This window comes from Streptomyces sp. NPDC043952 (genome assembly GCF_056435325.1).
The window spans coordinates 12,101-30,380 of the sequence record NZ_JBWKES010000055.1 but is presented as its reverse complement, the minus strand read 5'-3'; the positions used below and the strand labels follow the sequence as shown (position 1 = coordinate 30,380).

Genomic DNA, 18,280 nt, shown 5'->3' with positions numbered 1-18,280 from the left:
ACGGTCTCCTCGGCGATCTCCGCCAACTCCACACCACGCAACGACACGAACCCACCCCTGAACACGACTACGGCCTGCACCACCCCAACGGGATCATGCAGGCCGTAGTCACGAAGACCCTTGCGGAATTAACCAACAGCATCCGCGTCGGGAGGAGCCCTTCGGGTATCTCCTTCACCCCCCGTCGACCACCCGCACCGGCAGCCCCCGCATCGCCTCCCGCAGCGCCGCCGCCAGTTCCTCGTACTCGGCACCGCGTGCCGCGCCCGCGCGCATCGCGAGGGCGACCCGGCGGCTCGGGGCCGGATCGGCGAAGTAGCCGGTGAGCAACTGGCTGCTGCGGGTCGTCTCCAGCTTGAGCGCGGTGCGCGGCAGCAGGGTGCAACCGAGGCCGCCCGCGACCAGTTGGACCAGCGTGGAAAGGCCGGCCGCCGTCGTGGTCACCGGGGCGTCCGCGCGGCCCGCCTCCCGGCAGATGTCCAACGCCTGGTCGCGCAGGCAGTGCCCCTCGTCCAGCAGCAGCAGGTTCAGCTCCTTCAGCGCCTCGCGCGGGATGCCCTCGCGGCCGCCGAGCCAGTGGTCGAGCGGCGTGACCAGTACGAAGTCCTCGTCGAACAGCGGGAGTTCGGCGACGCCGGGGACGCCGAGCGGGACGGCGAGCAGCAGCAGGTCCAGGCGGCCGGTGGCCAGCCCGTCGACCAGGCTGGAGGTCTGCTCCTCGTGCACCTGGAGATCGAGGTCCGGATAGCGCTCGTGGACGAGCCGCAGCACGGTCGGCAGCAGATACGGCGCCACGGTGGGGATCACCCCGAGACGCAGCGCCCCGGTGAACGGGGCACGGACCGCCTCCGCCTCCTCCAGCAGCTCGCCGACCGCGTCCAGCACCGCCTTGGCCCGCACCGCGAGCCGCTCCCCCGCGGGCGAGAGCAGTACCTTGCGCGTCGTACGCTCGAGGAGGGTCACGCCAAGGGTCTCCTCCAGCGCCGAGACCGCGCCGGACAGGGCGGGCTGGCTCATTCCGATGGCCGCGGCCGCGTCCCTGAAGTGCAGGTGCTCGGCCACGGCGGCGAAGGCGCGCAGCTGCGCGAGGCTCGGTTGCCTCCGCTTGCCGTTACTGGTGGTCACTGATAGATACCTCCGATCAACACGACCGAGTGTAGCTATTTCCCTAATCAATGCACCCTGTGCCAACATCGACTGAGTCCAACCCATGGGGACCGCCCTCAAAAGGGGCGGTTCTTCGCTGCAAGGAGAGTCTGTGCTCACTGTCGGTGACAAGTTCCCCGAGTTCGACCTGACCGCCTGCGTCTCGCTGGAGAAGGGCAAGGAGTTCGAGCAGATCAACCACAAGTCCTACGAGGGCAAGTGGCTGGTCGTGTTCGCCTGGCCGAAGGACTTCACCTTCGTCTGCCCGACCGAGATCGCCGCGTTCGGCAAGCTGAACGACGAGTTCGCCGACCGCGACGCCCAGATCCTCGGCTTCTCCGGTGACTCCGAGTTCGTGCACCACGCCTGGCGCAAGGACCACCCGGACCTGACCGACCTGCCCTTCCCGATGATGGCCGACTCCAAGCACGAGCTCATGCGTGACCTGGGCATCGAGGGCGAGGACGGCTTCGCGCAGCGCGCCGTGTTCATCGTGGACCCGAACCACGAGATCCAGTTCACGATGGTGACCGCCGGTTCCGTGGGCCGTAACCCCAAGGAGGTCCTGCGGGTCCTGGACGCCCTGCAGACCGACGAGCTGTGCCCGTGCAACTGGAGCAAGGGCGACGAGACCCTCGACCCGGTCGCGCTGCTGGCTGGTGAGTGACCCATGTCGCTCGACTCGCTGAAGTCCCGGATCCCGGACTACGCCAAGGACCTCAAGCTCAACCTGGGCTCGGTCATCGGCAACTCCGACCTGCCCGCCCAGCAGCTGTGGGGCACGGTGCTCGCGACCGCGATCGCCTCCCGCTCCCCGATCGTGCTGCGTGAGCTGGAGCCGGAGGCGAAGGCGAACCTCTCGCCGGAGGCGTACACCGCGGCCAAGTCCGCGGCCGCCATCATGGCGATGAACAACGTCTTCTACCGCACCCGGCACCTGCTGTCCGACCACGAGTACGGCACCCTGCGCGCCGGACTGCGGATGAACGTCATCGGCAATCCGGGCGTGGAGAAGGTCGACTTCGAGCTGTGGTCGTTCGCGGTCTCCGCGATCAACGGCTGCGGCATGTGCCTGGACTCGCACGAGCAGGTGCTGCGCAAGGCCGGTCTGGAGCGCGACACCATCCAGGAGGCGTTCAAGATCGCTGCCGTCGTGCAGGCGGTCGGCGCCACCCTGGAGGCCGAGGCCGTGCTGGCCGACTAAGGCCGGCCCCGCGTCACCCGAGGACCCCGCTCACCCCTGGTGGGCGGGGTCTTCCGCGTCCGCCGCCGCGCTCTCCTCCGGGACCGGGGAGGCGGCGGGCGGCTGGTGCAGCTCCTCGGAGTACTGCCGCAGATAGCCCACCACGGTGTTCGTCACCGCCACCAGCGGTACGGCGACCACCGCGCCGCCGATCCCGGCCACCATGCCGCCGGCCGCCACGGTCAGCACCACCGCGAGGGGGTGCACCCGCACCGCCCGGCCCAGGATGAAGGGCTGGAGCACATGCCCCTCGATCTGCTGGACGGCGAGCACCACGACCAGGGTCATCACGGCGGTGAACACACCCTGGGTGACCAGGGCCACGATCACCGCGAGCGCCCCGGAGGCGACCGCGCCGACCAGCGGGATGAAGGAGAACAGGAAGATGAAGACGGCCAGCGGGACCGCCATCGGCACATCGAGGAAGTAGATCCCGATGCCGATGAAGGTCGCGTCGATCAGGGCGACCAGCACGGTGCCGCGGACGTAGGCGGTCAGGGTGCGCCAGGCGCGCGGTCCGGCGCCGGCCACGCCCTCCCGCGCGGCCGAGGGCACCAGCTTCAGGAACCACTGCCAGATGCGCTTGCCGTCGTAGAGCAGGAAGAGCGTCGAGAAGAACACCAGCAGGATGCTGGTCAGCGCCTCCACGATGACCTGAACGCCCTCCAGGCCGGCGGACGTTATCTGGTCCGCGTTGGCGCCGATGGCCTCGCGCAGGTTCTTGGCGATCTGGTTGATCTGCTTGTCGGTGACGTGGAAGGGGCTGCGCAGCAGCCAGTTGCGCAGATCGTCGATGCCGGACTGGATCTGGTTGGAGAGCGTGTCGATGTTCTCCATGACCTGCCAGGTCACGAACCAGCCCATCAGGCCGATCACCACGAAGCCGCTGATCGCGGTGAGCGCCGTGGCCGGGCCGCGCGGCACCCCGCGCCGGGTGAGCCGGGCGACCGTCGGCTGGAGCAGCGCGGTGATCAGCAGCGCGATGACGAAGGCGAACACCACCAGCTGGATGGCGCTGATGACCCGCATCAGCACCCAGACGGTGCCCGCGAGCACGAGCAGCCGCCAGCCGGCCTCGGCCGCGACCCGCACCCCCCAGGGCACGGCCTGGGCGGGATCGGGGCGCGGCACGGGCGGGACCGGGGCGGGGGGACGGCGGGCGTGCGGCACCGCGTCGGCGACGGCGTCGGAGCCGGGCGCGGCACCGGCACCGGCACCGGCACCGGCGTCCGACTTGGCCGGCTCCGGGCGGGCCGGTTCGCGCGCGGACGCGCCGGTCTCCTCGGCCACCTCCGCTCGCCGGGCGTCCAGCCGTTCGCTCAGCTCGGTGAGCCCCGCGCCCAGCCTGCCGAGCCACCCTGGCACTCGCGACATGTTCCGTCCTCTTCCCCCGCGTGGAGTCGTGCGGTTACGACCGTACATGCGAAAGCCCCTTCCCCGAGGACGGGAAGGGGCTGCGCGGGGTTGAGCGTGGCGGCCGGACTCAGTAGTTGCCGTTGGCCTGCCAGTAGGTCCAGGCGTCACAGGGGCTGCCGTAACGCTGGTTCATGTAGCTCAGGCCCCACTTGATCTGCGTGGCCGGATTGGTCTGCCAGTCGGCACCCGCGGAGGCCATCTTGCCGCCGGGCAGCGCCTGGACGAGGCCGTAGGCGCCCGAGGAGGCGTTGACCGCACGGTAGTTCCAGCTGGACTCGTGGTCCACGATGTTGCTGAAGCACTGGAACTGGCCGGCCGGCACGATCTGGCGGGCCATCGCCTGGATCTGGGCGACCGTGTACGAGCTCTGCACGGGGAAGTCGGCGTTGGCGGCACCGCGGCTGGCGGCGGCCTTGGTCTCCGCCCGCTGCTTGGCCTCCTTGGCCGCCTTCTCGGCGGCCGCCTTCTTCGCGATCGCGGTCTCGGCGGCGGCCTTGCGGGCTGCTGCCTCGGCGTCCTTCTTGGCGCTCGCGTCCGCGGCGATGGCCTGGGAATCGGCCTGCTGCGTCAGAGTCGCGGACTGGACCTGGGCCTGCTGACCCGTCGGTATGTCCGCGAGGAGCGTGGTGTCGGCTGCTGCCGTCGGCTCGACGTCGTTGTTCTGCGCGACGCTGCCCGAGGCAACTCCGACGACGCTTCCGACGGCGGTGACCGCGGTGGCCGAGGCCACTGCGAATCCCCGGACCGAAATCCGGCTCACACGGTTTCCTTCCAGCATCGCCCGCTTCGGTGACCCTGGCGGACGCAATCGTGCCCCTGTGCACTGGCCTCCCAACTGCGGGGTCACGGGAGGCGCGGGCCCGGTGGGCAACTCCCCCTGCGGGGAGCGCCGCGTGGTGCGCGGGCGGCATACGACGAACGCTATGGAGTTGATACTTCCTGTTGTTCCACACCGCTGGGGGTGCAGGTGTGTCGTATGCGGGGCCTGACAGGACTGAGACTCTGCCGTAACCGGACGCCGGGAGGCAATTCCGAGTTGAGTGTGAAAGCTCACATCCCGTTTGGCCCAAGGGATTTCCGGAAACCCCACACACGAAGGCGCCGCCCGGCTAGGCTCTGGTGCCTTTGCCGGGCGGCGCCAACTGGGCTGGATCGGCTCAGATATGGCCGTCTTCGAGCATTTCGGTCACAAGGGCGGCGATCTGGGACCTCTCGGACCGGTTCAGGGTGACATGCGCGAACAGCGGATGCCCCTTCAGCTTCTCCACCACGGCGACCACACCGTCGTACCGTCCGACACGCAGATTGTCCCGCTGCGCCACGTCATGGGTGAGGACCACCCGCGAGTTGGCGCCGATCCGGGACAGCACCGTCAGCAGCACATTGCGCTCCAGCGACTGTGCCTCGTCCACGATGACGAACGCGTCGTGCAGCGAGCGGCCGCGGATGTGGGTGAGCGGCAGGACCTCCAGCATGCCGCGCGCGGTGACCTCCTCGATGACCTCCCGGCTGGTGACCGCCGACAGCGTGTCGAACACGGCCTGCGCCCAGGGGCTCATCTTCTCCGCCTCGGTGCCCGGCAGATAGCCCAACTCCTGCCCGCCGACCGCGTACAGCGGCCGGAACACCATGACCTTCTGGTGCTGGCGGCGCTCCAGGACCGCCTCCAGGCCCGCGCACAGCGCCAGCGCCGACTTGCCAGTGCCGGCCCGGCCGCCCATCGAGACGATCCCGACCTCCGGGTCGAGCAGCAGATCGAGGGCGATGCGCTGCTCGGCGCTGCGGCCCTTGATGCCGAACGCCTCCCGGTCGCCGCGCACCAGCCGGACATTGCCCTCCGCGGTGATCCGGCCGAGCGCCTTGCCGCGCTCCGACTGGATGGTCAGACCGGTGTGCACGGGCAGTTCGGACGCCTCCGGTACATAGAGGTGTCCGGCCTCGAAGAGGACGTCCACCTGCTCGCCGGGGAGCGTCAGTTCGGTCATCCCGGTCCAGCCGGAGTTCTCCGTGATGGCCAGCTCCGCCCGGTACTCCTCGGCGAGGAGCCCGACGGAGGAGGCCTTGATGCGCAGCGGCAGGTCCTTCGACACGACGGTGACGTCGAACCCCTCGGCCTGAAGGTTGCGGGCCACTGCGAGGATGCGGGAGTCGTTGTCCCCCAGGCGGTAGCCGGTGGGCAGCACGCTGGGGTCCGAGTGGTTGAGCTCGACACGCATGGTCCCGCCCAGGTCCCCGGTCGGGATGGGGGAGTCGAGGCGGCCGTACCGCACCCGGTAGTCGTCCAGCAGGCGCAGGGCCTGACGGGCGAAGTAGCCGAGTTCGGGATGGTGCCGCTTCGCCTCCAGCTCCGTGACCACCACGATGGGGAGCACCACCTCGTGCTCCTCGAAGCGGGTCAGGGCGTTCGGGTCGGCCAGCAGGACGCTGGTGTCGAGAACATAGGTGCGCCGGTCGGGCTTGTGGCGCTTTGTGCTGGTCACCACGGAAGGACGTACCCCCTCGGATGAGGTCGGGGAGCGACGAAGCGGAAGCCGGGCCGGGAGGGCGGGGCGGACCGGGCCGGCCGGCGGCCGGTGCGCACGGCGGGCCGGGGGCCGGACCTCCGCGGCGCTGTCGCACGGTCGTGCTGGTGCAAAGGACCTCCCGGGCGGACGGCCCCTGCCGCCCGCTGAGATCCGACGCCCGTGGTTCGGGCGTCGACCTGCTTGCCTTATGCCCTCGAACGAGCGCCGCCATGCAAAAGCGGCCACCGCCGCGGCGGTGAACTCCTGGTGACGACGGCTCGAACGGGGATGCGCGAAGGCCCCGCCGGTGATCTCACCGACGGGGCCCGCGGCCGTGCCTCAGCCGCCGAACCGCCGGTGACGTGCGGCGTAGTCGCGCAGCGCGCGCAGGAAGTCGACCTTGCGGAAGGCGGGCCAGTAGACGTCGCAGAAGTAGTACTCGGAGTGGGCGGTCTGCCACAGCATGAATCCGGACAGCCGCTGCTCCCCGCTGGTGCGGATGACGAGGTCCGGGTCGGGCTGGTCGCTGGTGTAGAGGTGACGGCCGATCATGTCGATGTCGACGGACTCGGCGAGGTCCGCCATGGCGACGCCCTTGTCGCGGGCCTCGTAGAGCATGGAGCGGACGGCGTCGGCGATCTCCTGCCGGCCGCCGTAGCCGATGGCCACGTTGACCACTATGCCCTCGGTGTGGGCGGTGGCCTCCTCGGCCTCCTTGAGGGTGGCCTGCATGCCGGCGGGCAGCAGGTCCATGGCGCCCACGTGGTGCACCCGCCAGCGGCCGTCGGCGGCGAGGGTGCGCACGACGTCCTCGATGATGCCGAGCAGGGGGCCGAGCTCCTCCTGCGGGCGGTCGAAGTTGTCCGTGGACAGCAGCCACAGGGTGACGACCTCGACATCGGTCTCGGAGCACCAGCCGAGGAACTCCTCGATCTTCTCCGCGCCGGCCCGGTGGCCGTGGACCGTGGTGGAGCCCGACGCCTTCGCCCAGCGGCGGTTGCCGTCCATGATGACGCCGATGTGCTTGGGCACCTGGTCGTGGTCGAGGTGACCCTCCACCCGGCGTGCGTAGAGCCTGACCAGCAGGCCGCGCAGGTTGTCGCGCAGGTTCACGTGGCCCTCCGGGGGGTTGGCGCGGGGTACGGTGCCGGGCCCGTCGAGCCTACCGCTGCCCGGCCCCTGGTACGGCCCTGGTACGGACCGGGGGCGAGGGGGGCGGGGCGGGATCGGGACTCCGGCCCTCGCTGTAGGGACGCACGCGGGGCGGCGGTCGGTTCCCGGCCGGGACCTGTCGCGTGGCAATAGCGTGGCCAAGAAAAAACGGGCCGGTCCGTGGGGGGGGAGACGGACCGGCCCGAGGGGGGGTTTCCACCATAACCCTTCGTGAGGGCGGATGGGGGCATCCGCGCCCTACAACTACTCTCCGAAGTCACCCAGGAACGCCCTGATGGATGCGGAACGATGGATTCAGGGGGTCATTCCCGCCGATTCGCCACGGAATCCCAGGCAAACCAGGCCGGAAGCGTGAAAACCAAAGGATTTCGGAGACTTGCCGCCATCCGGGGCCGCGTCGGCGTGTTGCTCCCGGATCCCCCCGACGGACTACCCGGCCGGCGAACGGCGATTTGACGGACCCCACGCGCCCCCGCGGCCGGTCTGTCCGCCGCACGGCACCGCGCAGCCCCCTCCACTGCGCGGTACCGCCCGCGCTGCTTTGCTGGCGCGAATTGCGTTGGTCTGAACTTACGTGACCGGTGGGGCTGGTGTGAACAGAGTGCGGTAACGATGTGGACACTGCGGGCTTCCCGAGGGGTCTAACGGGGCTTGCGGGCGTCGAAGAGGTGCCGCGAGCTGTGGGCGACGAACGGCCCCTCCCGCTCGATCCGCTCGTGCAGTGCCCGGAGTTGGGGCTCGTACGCCTCGACGGTGAATCCGGGCACCATCCAGACGACCTTGCGCAGGAAGTGGACAACGGCGGCGATGTCGTGGAACTCCATCCGCAGCCGCTCCGCCCGCAGCGCGGTGATCTCCAGGCCCGCCGCCTCGGCCGCGGCCCGCTCGCGCAGCGGATCCCTCGCGCGGCGCACTTCCTCCGGCTGCGGCCCGAGGAAGTACTCGACCAGCTCGAAGACGCTGGCGGGCCCGACGTGCTGGGCGAAGTACGTGCCGCCCGGCCGCAGCACCCGCGCGATCTCCGCCCAGTGCGGCACCACCGGGTGCCGGCTGAGCACCAGGTCGAAGGCGCCGTCGGCGAACGGCAGCGGCGCGTCGTCCGGGGCGGTGACGACCACCACGCCGTGCGGGCGCAGCAGGGCGGTGGCCCTGGCCGCGTTCGGCGCCCAGCCCTCGGTGGCGGCGATCAGCGCGGGGCGGGCGGGAGCGGCGGTGCCGAGGGCGAAGGCCAGCACCTCCCCGCCGCCGGTCTGGAGGTCCAGCGCGGCCCCGGCACCGGCCAGCCGCTCCCCCGCCGAGCGCGCGTACCCCCACGAGGGCCGCGCCTCGGTGGCCCGCCCCTCGAACCAGGAGAAGTCCCAGCCATCGGTGGGCACGGCGGCACCCTCGGCCACGAGTTCGGCGAAGGACCGGCGCGGTGACGTCATGCCCCCATGATGACGTCCCCCGCCGCCCCGTTCCTCTCCTTTTCCCACGGCCGGTCCGCTACCGCTTGCCCACGGCCGGTCCGCTACCGCCGGTCCGCTACCCCTAGTCCACGGCCGGTCGGCTACCGCCGGACCAGTGGCATGACCCGCTCCCCCGCGAACCGTACGAACCCCTCCGGGTCGGGCTCGTCGGACGTCGGTTGCAGTACGACGGTGTCGGCGCCGGCCTCGGCCAGCCGCCGTACGGCCGCGGCGACGGCGGCCGCGTCCCCGGCGACGCCCGCACCAGGCTGTGCGCGCTCGGCGGCGAGACCGGCCCGGACCCGTTCGGCGGCGCCGGTGCCGGTGGCGGCGAGGAGATAGACGACCACCCGGTGCGCCCGCGCGTGCCCGGCCTCCGCCCGCCCCTCCTCGATGAGCCGGCGGGCCTCGCGTACGCCGTCCGGGGAGGTGGCGCAGGTGAGCAGGGTGCCGTCGGCCTTGGCGCCGGACAGCCGGAGGGTACGGGGGCCGGTGGCGCCGGCGTACACGGGTACGGGATGTGGCGGCGGCCAGTCGAGGGCGACGCCGTCGAGGGTGACGTACCTCCCCCGCACGGTGAGCTTCTCGCCGCGCAACAGGGCGCGCAGGGCGTCGAGATGCTCGCCGAGGAGGGTGAGCGGCGAGGCGGCGCGGGCGCCCACCTGCCCCATCCAGTCCTGCACCCCGTGCCCGACGACGATGCTCGCGCGGCCGGGGAACATCCGGTGCAGGGCGGCGGTCTCCATGGCGGTCACGGCGACGTTCCGCAGCGGCACCGGGAGCAGTCCGATCCCCACCCGCAGCCGCTCGGTCCAGGCCAGCGCGGCGGCGGCCGACGAGATGCCGCCCTCCAGGAAGCAGTCCTCCCACACCCACAGCTCGTCGAGGCCCGTCTCCTCCGCGAGCCGGGCGTACCCGCGCAGCCGCTCGGGCGGGAGCTGGGGCCGGAACACAACGCCGAGTGAAGTCATGAGGGCCTTCCTAGCGGGGGATGCAGAAGGGCACAAACGCTTTACCGGGCAGGCCCGTTGACAGTGGAGGATGGACCATGGCGCGACGACGGTGGCGGGACGGCCGGGGAGTGCTGCGGATCCCCGGCGAGTCCCGGACGGTGGAGGTCCCCCTGGAGATCGCGGCCTCCTACCGGGCCCGCACCAGGGGCCTGCTCGGCCGGACCTGCTTCGACGGCGCGCTGCTGCTGTCCCCGGCCAACAGCATCCACACCTTCGGCATGCGCATCCCCATCGACGTCGCCTACCTGGACCGCCACCTGACGGTCCGCGCCGTCCGGACCATGCAACCAGCCCGCCTGGGCCTGCCCCGCCTACGCTCCCGCCACGTCCTGGAAGCGGAGGCGGGGGCGATGGCGGGGTGGGGGCTGGGGGTGGGGGTGCGGGTGGAAATGGCCGCCGCCGAGTGAGCCGTCAGTCCGTGGTGCGGGGGAAGGAGACCTCCACCCGGCGGTTCTTGCGGCGGCCCTCTTCCGTGGAGTTGTCGGCGATGGGGTACTGCTCGCCGTAGCCGCGGACCTCGAAGGTGATGTCGGGGCTGTCGAGGTCCTGGTCGAGGACGGCCTGGACGGCGTTGGCGCGCTGCCGGGAGAGCAGGATGCCGTGGCTGGAGGAGCCGAGGTCGTCGGTGAAGCCGAAGACGCGGACCTGGGTGGCGTGCTGCTTCCTGATCTCGTCGGCGATCGCGGCGATGCGCGCCTTGGCGTCGGCGCCGAGCTTCGCGCTGTCCTTGCCGAAGAGGACCTCCGCCTGGAGGGCGAAGGTGACGTCCGCGTTGGTGTCCTCACGGCGCTCGTCCCCGCTCTGGTCCTCCACGACCGACTTGATGTCCAGCACCTTGGGCGGGGCAAGGGTGGCGCCTTCGGGCAGCTTGAGGTCCGGGTCCTTCGGGTCGATCTTCACGGGCGCGGCGGCGGACGGCGCGGTGTCGGGGGGCCCGGTGGGGTCGGTGCCGTCGGCGTGCGCGGCGGTGAGCGTCGCGGCCAGCAGGAACGCGGCGGAGCCGAGGGTGAGCGCGAGACGGGGTCGGGTGGTCACGGTCACGGGGGCCTCAGCCGGAGATGGGGAGGGTGGCGGAGGAGAGAGTGGGCAGTTGGAGGGTCACCTCGGTGGTGTCCGCCGGCGGGGAGGGGAACTGCATGAACACCGGCAGGGCCTCGCCCGCGCGGAGCGTGTTGAGTCCGGTCGTGGTGAGCGGGCGTCCCTCCGTGTCCCGCAGCACGTAATACCGCTTCTTGCCCTTGGAGTCGACGAGGGTGGCTCCGCCCAGGGACGGCCCGTTCTTGGTGATCTCGGTTTCGTTGCCGCTGAGCGCGGACGGCACGAGAAGATCCTTGGCCCCGTCGTTCTTCAGGGTGCCGTTCACCGTGAGGAAGCCGCCGGAGTCCCGTTGCGCGGAGGTGATCTGGAGGAGCAGGCCGTTCTCCCCCCTGAGTTCGGCCAGCGGCTGGTCCGACCGGCCTTCCTGGGTATCCGGCTGGGAGCCTTCGGACCTGGCGGCGGACGCCGGGCTGTGCGGCTTCTTCGCGTCGTCACCGCCGCTGCCACCACAGCCGGCCGCGCCCACGGCCAGACCGGCCGCGAGCGCCCATGCGGCCATCCCTCTGCGGGCCCGCGCAGTGAACCAGATGCTCATCGCTCCGCTTCCTTCGTCATCGATCATCCGCATGTCAGCCGTCCAGGTGGACGTCAAAGAGGTCTTCGGGCCCGGGAAGCCCCGACGGGTCGTCCGGTTTCAGGTCCCACACCTTGTCCTTGCACGTCAGCCGGGGCAACGCGGGACCGTCGGCTCCGCCACCGGGAAGTTTGAACGTGCACAGCGGTTCGATCACGGCCACGGCGTGCGCGTTCGCCTTCACGTCCTCGGTTCCGGGTACGACCGAACGGCCGACGGACTTGTTGGTCCGCACGTCGGCCTGGTACTTCAACGGCGCCGGCGGGAAGCAGCCGCTCAGCGTGGCGTCGTTCTGCGCGGCCAGTAGACCCGCCCGCCCGCACGGATCGGTGAACGGCACATCGCCGTCGAAGATGTCCTGCCACTTCGCCGGGTCGAGCAGGTCCGTGATCCACCGGGCCGTGAGCTGATCACGCTCGTCCTGGGCCGCGGCGAGCGCCGCCGCGTCGGCCGCCGTCTGGGCACCGCTCCGGTTCACCGCGGCCTGCCCGACCGCCAGGTAGGCGAGCGCAAGAAAGAGCAGGCCCGCCACCACCGTGAGATAGATGGGGAAGGCCTGCCCGGCATCGCGGCGGAGAGAGATCAGCCGCCGGTGACTTCGGAGATCTTGTTCCTGATCGCGTCGAAGATCGTCTGCCCGATGCTCGTCCCGGTGATCGCCAGTACGATCGCCACCACCACCGCGATGATGCCGAGGTACTCCACCGCCGTCTGCCCCCGGTCGTCGCGTGCGGCGCGGGTCATCAGATACGTCACGGTGGTGTTGAACCATTTGCTCACGGTTGTCCCCTCCAGCTGCGCGTCCGATCGGGGCACCGTACGGCGCGGCGCCCACCGGGGCCGAGGGTCCCAGGGCCCAACCTCGGGCCCATTCCGCGGCGTTGGCGCGGGTCCGGTCCGGCATCACGCCACCCCCAGCCATTTCGCGGTGGCCTGGGACCTGGTGGCGGTCTGGAGCTTGGCGAAGATGCGGTTGATGTGGTTCTTGACCGTCTTCTCGCTGATGAAGCAGGCGGCGGCGATCTGCTGGTTCGTCATGCCGGACGCGATGAGGTCCATGATCTCCGCCTCCCTGACACTCAGCCGGAACCGCGAGCGGATCGACTGTCCCATAGAGGGTTGCAATTGTGAAGAAGGAGGGGAGGTATTTTGGCCGCCGTTGGGGGGGAGTCGAGATCCCGTGTGTGCAGGTGCACTCCCCCGCAACTCGGCCAGTAACGCCCGCGCCGCCCCCGGCGTCACATGCGGCCGCCCCTCGTGGACGTCGCGTACGGCCCGTACCAGCTGCTCGGTCGTGAACTCGCCGTGCACCAGGTAGCCCCCCGCCCCCAGCCGCAGCGCCTCCCGTACCGTCCCGGCCTCGTGGCTGTAGGTGAGCATCATGACGGGCGCGAGGCGCACCAGGTGGGGCAGGGCCGAGATGCCGTCGACGCCGGGCATGCGGACGTCGAGGAGGACGACGTCCGGGCGGTGCCGGAGCGCGGCCTCGTAAGCCTCGCGGCCGTCCGCCGCCTGTGCCACCACCGTGGTGTCCGCGCGGTCCGTGAGCAGCGCGGTCAGGCCGGCGCGCACCACCGGGTTGTCGTCGGCCACCAGCAGCCGTAACCGGGCCGGCGGGGAAAGGGCCGGTATACCGGGGTCGTTCGTGTGCGGGCGCATGGGTGTGCGCGCCTCCTTTCAGGGTTCCGGGGTCGGCAGGGGGAGTTCCACCCGCACCTCGGTGCCGCGGGGGTGGGTGCCGCGGCCGATGCGGATGCGGGCGCCCGCCTGTGCGGCCCGTTCGACCATGCCGAGCAGTCCGAAGTGACCGCGGGCGCGCAGCTGTTCGAGGGTGGTGCCGGGCGGCAGACCGCGGCCGTCGTCGTGGACGGTCAGGCGCAGCAGGGTGCCGTCGACGCGGACCCGTACGTCCACACGGGTCGCCTCGGCGTGCCGGTGGGCGTTCTCCAGCGCCTCCGTGGCGACGGCGAGGAGGGCGCGGGCCGGGGCGGCGGGCAGCGGGGGGAGGGTGGCCGGGGGGTCCGGGCAGGCGCAGGTGACGTCGAGGGCCGTACGGTCGGCGAAATCCCTCACCACATCGGCCAATTCGCACCAGAACGGTCTGGCTTGCGCGGGCGGTTCGCGGCGCAGGTCGGTGAGCAGCTCGCGGGACTCCGCCGCCGCTCTGCGGGCCGAGCGGGAGACCAGTTCGGCCTGTTCGCGGATGCGGGCGGGGTCGGGGTCGGTGGCGGAGGCGGTGGCCGCGAGGCCGTCGGCGGCGAGGGCGACGCCGTACAGGGTCTTGGCGACGGAGTCGTGCATCTCCCGTGCCAGCCTGGCCCGTTCCGCGCTCACGGCTTCCGCCGCCGCGAGCCGGGCGCGGACCGCCGTCAGCGCCTCGGTGGCGGTGCCGAAGCGGAGCATCAGGCCGCGCAGGGTCGAGCCGAGGGCCCCGGCGACGACGCACAGGCCGGGCAGCAGCAGGGCCTCGGCGACGGGGGCGGGCCGGCCGGCCTTCAGGGTGAGGTGGACGACGAAGAGGATCAGCGCCTGGAGCGAGGCGAAGCAGGCCGCCCCGCGCCAGCTGTAGAGCAGCCCGGCGAGCAGCGGGGTGCAGACGCCGGCGTAGGCAAGCGTGGTGTCCGGCCCGGCCGAGACCAGCAGCAGCGAGCCGAGGAGGGTGTCGGCGGCGAGGATCGCGGGGTGGCGCAGCAGCAGCGGCCCGAACCGCTCCCAGTCCCGGAACAGGACGTACGACACCATGACCGTGACGACGACGGCCGCCCCGACGAGCCGTACGCCGAGCCCCGGCGCGGCGTTCAGCAAGGCGGCGGGCGCCGCTACGACGATCATCGCCAGCCGGAACCCGAACACCTGCCGGCACATGGCCTGAAGCGCCCGAACCTGAAGCCGCTCGGAGGGCGGCCCGGTGGCGAGGTCGGCCACCCCCTCCGCCTCCACCCCCGACCCACTCCCCACCCCCGCCTCCAACCCACTCCCCGTCCCCTCCGGCGCCACCCCCCACACACCCCACACCCCCCTCGCCCCCTCCCGCACCCCCCTCACTTCCCCGTGAGCGAGCCGAAGTCCACGCCGGAGCCGAGGATCAGGCCGGCGCCGAGGAGGAGCATCGTCGCCGGGACCATGAAGGTGGTGATCATCAGCGTGGCCTTGGGCACCGCGCGGGCGGCCTTGCGGCGGGCGTTCTGGGCGTCGGTGCGGCGCATGTCCCTGGCCAGCGAGACGAGCGTGTCGACGATCGGCGCGCCCAGTTCCTCGCCCTGCTGGAGCGCGGTGACGAACATGGCGACCTGCTCGGAGTCGTTGCGCCGGCGCAGCTCCGCGAAGGCCTGGCGGCGGCTCACGCCGAGGTCCATCTGGCGCAGGGTGATGCGGAGTTCGTCGGCCCAGGGACCCTCGTAGCGGGAGGCCACCCGGTCCAGGGCCTGCCGGAAGCCGAGCCCGGCACTGACCACGACCGCCAGCACGTCCAGGAAGTCGGGCAGGGTCCGCTCGATGACGTCCCGGCGGACCCGGATCGCCGACCAGATGCCCACCTCCGTCCAGAACGCGCCGAACAGCAGGAGCAGCACCGCCACGAACCACTGGCCGCGCAGCAGGAACACCAGGAAACCGGTGCCGCCGAGCGCGCCGTACACCGCGCGGCGGGCGGCGTAGCGGTCGATGGTCAGGCCGCCGGGGTTGCCCGCGAGGTCGATCCGGCGCCGGATCCGGGTGACCAGGCGGGGCCCCATCAGCCGCAGCACCAGCGGTGCGTACCGCATGCCCATGCGGTCGATGACGGAGCCCACCGCGCCGGTGCGGGTGGCGCCGACCTCCAGGGCGACGGCGAGGTCGGCGGGCAGCTCGGCGTCGGCGCGGTACATGCGCACACCGGCGAAGATCCCCCACACGGCGACACCCGTCAGCAGGGCGAGCAGCAAGGCCATGGATCCTCCTCCCTCACACGTCGATGCGGCTGAGCCGCCGGATGAGGACGAACCCGACGGCGTACAGCGCGAACGCGACGAGCACGCAGCCCTGGCCCACCGGGGAGCCGGTCATCCGGGCCAGGGCTCCGTCCCGGACGCCGTTCATCAGGAACAACGCGCCGACCCCGAGAACGGGCACGGCGTACGACGTCATGGTCACCTGGGAGAGCTGGGTGCGGACCTCGCGCCGGGTCTCCTTGCGCTCCTCCAGCGTCTCGGTGAGGTTGCGCAGCGCGGAGACGACCTGGCCACCGGCCCGGTTGGCCAGCACCAGCGTCGTCACCAGCACGACCAGTTCACGCGACGGAAGGCGCTCGGCGAGTTCGCCGAGGGCGTCGTCCAGGGAGTGGCCGACCGCCAACTGGTCGGCCACCTTGACCAGTTCCTCCCCGGCCGGCGCCTCCAGTTCCTCCGCCGCCATGCCGATCGCGGTGCGCAGGGCCAGTCCCGCCTGGGTGGCGTTGGCCAGGATGCGGGCGAGTTCCGGGAGTTGGCCGATGAACCGCTCGATGCGCCTGCGCCGCTGCCAGTTGAGGAACTGCACCGCCGCCCAGACGCCCAGCAGCCCGGCGATCGGCCCGAAGAAGGGCGCGAGCGCGGCCTGGCCGACGAGCCAGAGCGCGGCGACCGTGCCGAGCATGGCGGCGCAGAACTCGCCCGGCGTGATGTCCAGTCCGGTGGTGGCGAGGCGCCGTTCGAGCCGGCGGCCGGGGCGGGTACGGCGCAGCCGCCGGTCGAGGTCGCGGAAGTACCGCCTGCGCCCGGCGACCGGGGCCGGCGGCCCGGTGTGCGAGAGGCGGTCCACCAGCTCGGCCCGCCGGGCCCGGCCACGGGCGTAGCTGTGCACGCCGATCACCGCGAGCACGCAGGTCAGCAGCGCCGCTGCGAGGGTGAGCTGGACGAGGGTGTGGAGTTCCATGCGGGGGCCTACCTGGCTTCTCGGGTGGCGAGCTGGTCGGCGGTGCGGGCGACGCCGAAGGCGCCGGGGACGGGCTGGCTCGCCATGTGCAGGCGGTCGGCGGTGCGGCGGGGCAGCGGGAAGTAGGCGAAGGCACCGGGCACCCGGCCGTCCGCGGTCATCGGCTCCGCCTCGAAGCGGGCGGCGGTGGCCAGCCGGTACGGCTCCCCGCCGTGGCTGTCCAGCAGCGCGATCTCGGTGATCCGGCGGGCACCGTCGGCGAACCGGGTGAGCTGGACGATGACGTCGACCGCGCTGTTGATCTGGTCGTGCAGCGCGACGAACGGCACCTCCACGTCGGACATGGAGGCCAGCGTCTGGAGCCGGGTGAGGGCATCCTCGGCGCTGTTGGCGTGCACGGTGGCCAGCGAGCCGTCGTGGCCGGTGGACATCGCCTGGAGCATGTCGAGGGACTCGCCGCCGCGGACCTCGCCGACCACGATCCGGTCGGGCCGCATCCGCAGCGAGTTGCGCACCAGGTCGCGGATGGTGATCTGGCCCTTGCCCTCGACGTTCGGCGGCCGGGACTCCAGCCGGACCACATGGCTCTGCTGGAGCTGGAGTTCGGCGGAGTCCTCGATGGTGATGATCCGCTCGTGCGGCGGGATGAGCCCGGACAGGGCGTTGAGCAGGGTGGTCTTGCCGGTGCCGGTGGCGCCCGAGACGATGATGTTGAACTTCGCCCGCACCAGCCCCGCCAGCAGGTACACCATCGGCTCGGCCAGCGAGCCGAGCCCGATCAGCTCCTGGAGGGTGAAGGAGCGCGGGAAGCGGCGGATGGTGAGGACGGGTCCGGTCAGCGACAGCGGCGGGATGATGACGTTGACGCGCTCGCCGGACGGCAGCCGCGCGTCCACCATCGGGTTCGACTCGTCCACCCGGCGGTTGACGGTCGACACGATCCGCTCGATGGTCTGCATCAGCTGCTCGGCGGAGGCGAACCGCAGCGGCAACTGCTCGACCCGGCCGCCGCGTTCGACGAAGATCGCATCCGCGCCGTTCACCATGATCTCGGTGATCGAGGCGTCCTCCAGGAGGGGTTCGAGGATGCCGAGGCCCAGCGCCTCGTCCACCACCCGCCGGATCAGCTGGGCGCGCTCCACCGTGGAGAGCACCGGGCCCTCGCGGCTGATGATGTGCCCGAGCACCCGCTCCAGGCGGCTGCGGCGCTCCGCGGCGGCCAGCGCGCCCATCTCCGCGAGGTCGATCTCCTCCAGCAGCTTGGCCCGGTAGGCGGCGACCAGGTGCCCGTCGCCGCCCCGGCTGCCGTGCTCCTCCGGAGTGCTGATGCGTGCCCGCAGGCTCATGGTCCCGGCTCCTCAGTGGTCGAGCGGCATGGTCGCGGTCTTGGTGGCGTCCCCGAAGCTCCACACGATCTCCGGGATGCGGACGGTGGCGGTCACGGTCACGGAGCCGCCCCCGCCGCCCGCCGCGCAGCTCACGTCGAGCCCCCCGCTGACCGCCGCCGCGCACGCCTGCTGCGCGTCCTGCCGCAGCGACGCAGCCCGCGCCCCCGCTCGGGCCGCCGTACCGGCCTGCTCGGCGGCGTACGCGACGGCGCCGAGCTGGATGCCGGCGAGGGCGACGAGCAGCAGCACGGGGAGGAACCCCAGGTATTCGATGGCGACTTGACCACGGTCACGACGGCCGCGGAGGTCGCGACGGCCGCTGCGGTCACGGCGTCCGCGGCAGTCACTACGGCCGCATCGGTCACGGCGTCCGCTCGGGTACGGCAT

The 18,280-nt window shown here is 71.7% G+C and carries 20 protein-coding genes; 3 read left to right on the top strand and 17 right to left on the bottom strand.

The genetic code is table 11. The features are described from left to right. Positions 1 to 174: 174 nt before the first annotated feature. Complete coding sequence (locus AC069R_RS33090) at positions 175 to 1,125, bottom strand: LysR substrate-binding domain-containing protein (protein WP_478770398.1); 951 nt, start codon at positions 1,123 to 1,125, stop codon at positions 175 to 177. Between the two features lie 133 nt (positions 1,126 to 1,258). Here AC069R_RS33090 and AC069R_RS33085 point away from each other — a divergent pair, with 133 nt between their 5' ends. Together AC069R_RS33085 and AC069R_RS33080 are read left to right on the top strand one after the other, a co-directional pair. After that, positions 1,259 to 1,813 carry a peroxiredoxin gene (locus AC069R_RS33085; protein WP_478770397.1) on the top strand — a complete coding sequence of 185 codons (555 nt, stop codon included), beginning with the start codon at positions 1,259 to 1,261 and terminating at the stop codon, positions 1,811 to 1,813. Positions 1,814 to 1,816: 3 nt separating this feature from the next. Next, entirely contained in the window at positions 1,817 to 2,350 is a 534-nt protein-coding gene (locus tag AC069R_RS33080) for an alkyl hydroperoxide reductase (protein WP_478770396.1), read from the top strand. 30 nt (positions 2,351 to 2,380) lie between these two features. Here the strand turns inward: AC069R_RS33080 and AC069R_RS33075 are convergent, their stop codons facing one another. From AC069R_RS33075 to AC069R_RS33050, 6 genes are all read right to left on the bottom strand, one after another. After that, positions 2,381 to 3,763: an AI-2E family transporter gene (locus AC069R_RS33075; RefSeq protein ID WP_478770395.1), complete on the bottom strand. Its 1,383-nt coding sequence runs from the start codon at positions 3,761 to 3,763 to the stop codon at positions 2,381 to 2,383. A gap of 109 nt (positions 3,764 to 3,872) precedes the next feature. After that, complete coding sequence (locus AC069R_RS33070; RefSeq protein ID WP_478770394.1) at positions 3,873 to 4,565, bottom strand: aggregation-promoting factor C-terminal-like domain-containing protein; 693 nt, start codon at positions 4,563 to 4,565, stop codon at positions 3,873 to 3,875. A 397-nt stretch (positions 4,566 to 4,962) separates the two neighbouring features. Next, a complete protein-coding gene (locus tag AC069R_RS33065; protein WP_478770393.1) occupies positions 4,963 to 6,288 on the bottom strand; it encodes a PhoH family protein in 1,326 nt (441 codons plus the stop codon). A 360-nt stretch (positions 6,289 to 6,648) separates the two neighbouring features. Beyond that, positions 6,649 to 7,422 carry an isoprenyl transferase gene (locus tag AC069R_RS33060; RefSeq protein ID WP_478770392.1) on the bottom strand — a complete coding sequence of 258 codons (774 nt, stop codon included), beginning with the start codon at positions 7,420 to 7,422 and terminating at the stop codon, positions 6,649 to 6,651. 701 nt (positions 7,423 to 8,123) lie between these two features. Next, positions 8,124 to 8,909 carry a class I SAM-dependent methyltransferase gene (locus tag AC069R_RS33055; RefSeq protein ID WP_478770391.1) on the bottom strand — a complete coding sequence of 262 codons (786 nt, stop codon included), beginning with the start codon at positions 8,907 to 8,909 and terminating at the stop codon, positions 8,124 to 8,126. Positions 8,910 to 9,031: 122 nt separating this feature from the next. Continuing rightward, positions 9,032 to 9,901 carry an LLM class flavin-dependent oxidoreductase gene (locus tag AC069R_RS33050; protein WP_478770390.1) on the bottom strand — a complete coding sequence of 290 codons (870 nt, stop codon included), beginning with the start codon at positions 9,899 to 9,901 and terminating at the stop codon, positions 9,032 to 9,034. A gap of 77 nt (positions 9,902 to 9,978) precedes the next feature. Between AC069R_RS33050 and AC069R_RS33045 the strand changes: the two genes are divergently transcribed. After that, positions 9,979 to 10,350 (top strand): DUF192 domain-containing protein, encoded by a 372-nt coding sequence (locus AC069R_RS33045; protein ID WP_478770389.1) that lies wholly within the window; start codon positions 9,979 to 9,981, stop codon positions 10,348 to 10,350. Between the two features lie 4 nt (positions 10,351 to 10,354). On the opposite strand, the gene AC069R_RS33040 is transcribed toward AC069R_RS33045, so the two are convergent. The 10 genes from AC069R_RS33040 to AC069R_RS32995 all read right to left on the bottom strand — a co-directional run bounded on the left by AC069R_RS33040 (position 10,355) and on the right by AC069R_RS32995 (position 18,280). Continuing rightward, a complete protein-coding gene (locus AC069R_RS33040) occupies positions 10,355 to 10,978 on the bottom strand; it encodes an OmpA family protein (RefSeq protein WP_478770388.1) in 624 nt (207 codons plus the stop codon). A 13-nt stretch (positions 10,979 to 10,991) separates the two neighbouring features. Beyond that, positions 10,992 to 11,576, bottom strand: coding sequence for a hypothetical protein (locus tag AC069R_RS33035; protein ID WP_478770387.1), 585 nt, complete (start codon positions 11,574 to 11,576; stop codon positions 10,992 to 10,994). A 34-nt stretch (positions 11,577 to 11,610) separates the two neighbouring features. Then, on the bottom strand, positions 11,611 to 12,201 hold the full coding sequence (locus tag AC069R_RS33030; protein WP_478770401.1) for a pilus assembly protein TadG-related protein: 591 nt from the start codon (positions 12,199 to 12,201) through the stop codon (positions 11,611 to 11,613). Then, positions 12,198 to 12,395 carry a Flp family type IVb pilin gene (locus tag AC069R_RS33025; protein ID WP_397984272.1) on the bottom strand — a complete coding sequence of 66 codons (198 nt, stop codon included), beginning with the start codon at positions 12,393 to 12,395 and terminating at the stop codon, positions 12,198 to 12,200. Before AC069R_RS33025 ends, AC069R_RS33030 begins: the two co-directional genes overlap by 4 nt. 123 nt (positions 12,396 to 12,518) lie before the next feature. Next, complete coding sequence (locus AC069R_RS33020) at positions 12,519 to 13,274, bottom strand: response regulator (RefSeq protein ID WP_478770386.1); 756 nt, start codon at positions 13,272 to 13,274, stop codon at positions 12,519 to 12,521. A gap of 18 nt (positions 13,275 to 13,292) precedes the next feature. Beyond that, a complete protein-coding gene (locus AC069R_RS33015) occupies positions 13,293 to 14,621 on the bottom strand; it encodes a sensor histidine kinase (RefSeq protein WP_478770400.1) in 1,329 nt (442 codons plus the stop codon). Between the two features lie 35 nt (positions 14,622 to 14,656). Further along, the gene (locus tag AC069R_RS33010) at positions 14,657 to 15,544 is read right to left on the bottom strand and encodes a DUF5936 domain-containing protein (RefSeq protein ID WP_478770385.1); all 888 of its coding nucleotides are present in this window, start codon (positions 15,542 to 15,544) and stop codon (positions 14,657 to 14,659) included. 13 nt (positions 15,545 to 15,557) lie between these two features. Beyond that, positions 15,558 to 16,505: a type II secretion system F family protein gene (locus tag AC069R_RS33005; protein WP_478770384.1), complete on the bottom strand. Its 948-nt coding sequence runs from the start codon at positions 16,503 to 16,505 to the stop codon at positions 15,558 to 15,560. 8 nt (positions 16,506 to 16,513) lie between these two features. Next, on the bottom strand, positions 16,514 to 17,851 hold the full coding sequence (locus tag AC069R_RS33000; RefSeq protein ID WP_478770383.1) for a CpaF family protein: 1,338 nt from the start codon (positions 17,849 to 17,851) through the stop codon (positions 16,514 to 16,516). Positions 17,852 to 17,863: 12 nt separating this feature from the next. Further along, positions 17,864 to 18,280 carry a TadE/TadG family type IV pilus assembly protein gene (locus AC069R_RS32995; RefSeq protein ID WP_478770382.1) on the bottom strand — a complete coding sequence of 139 codons (417 nt, stop codon included), beginning with the start codon at positions 18,278 to 18,280 and terminating at the stop codon, positions 17,864 to 17,866.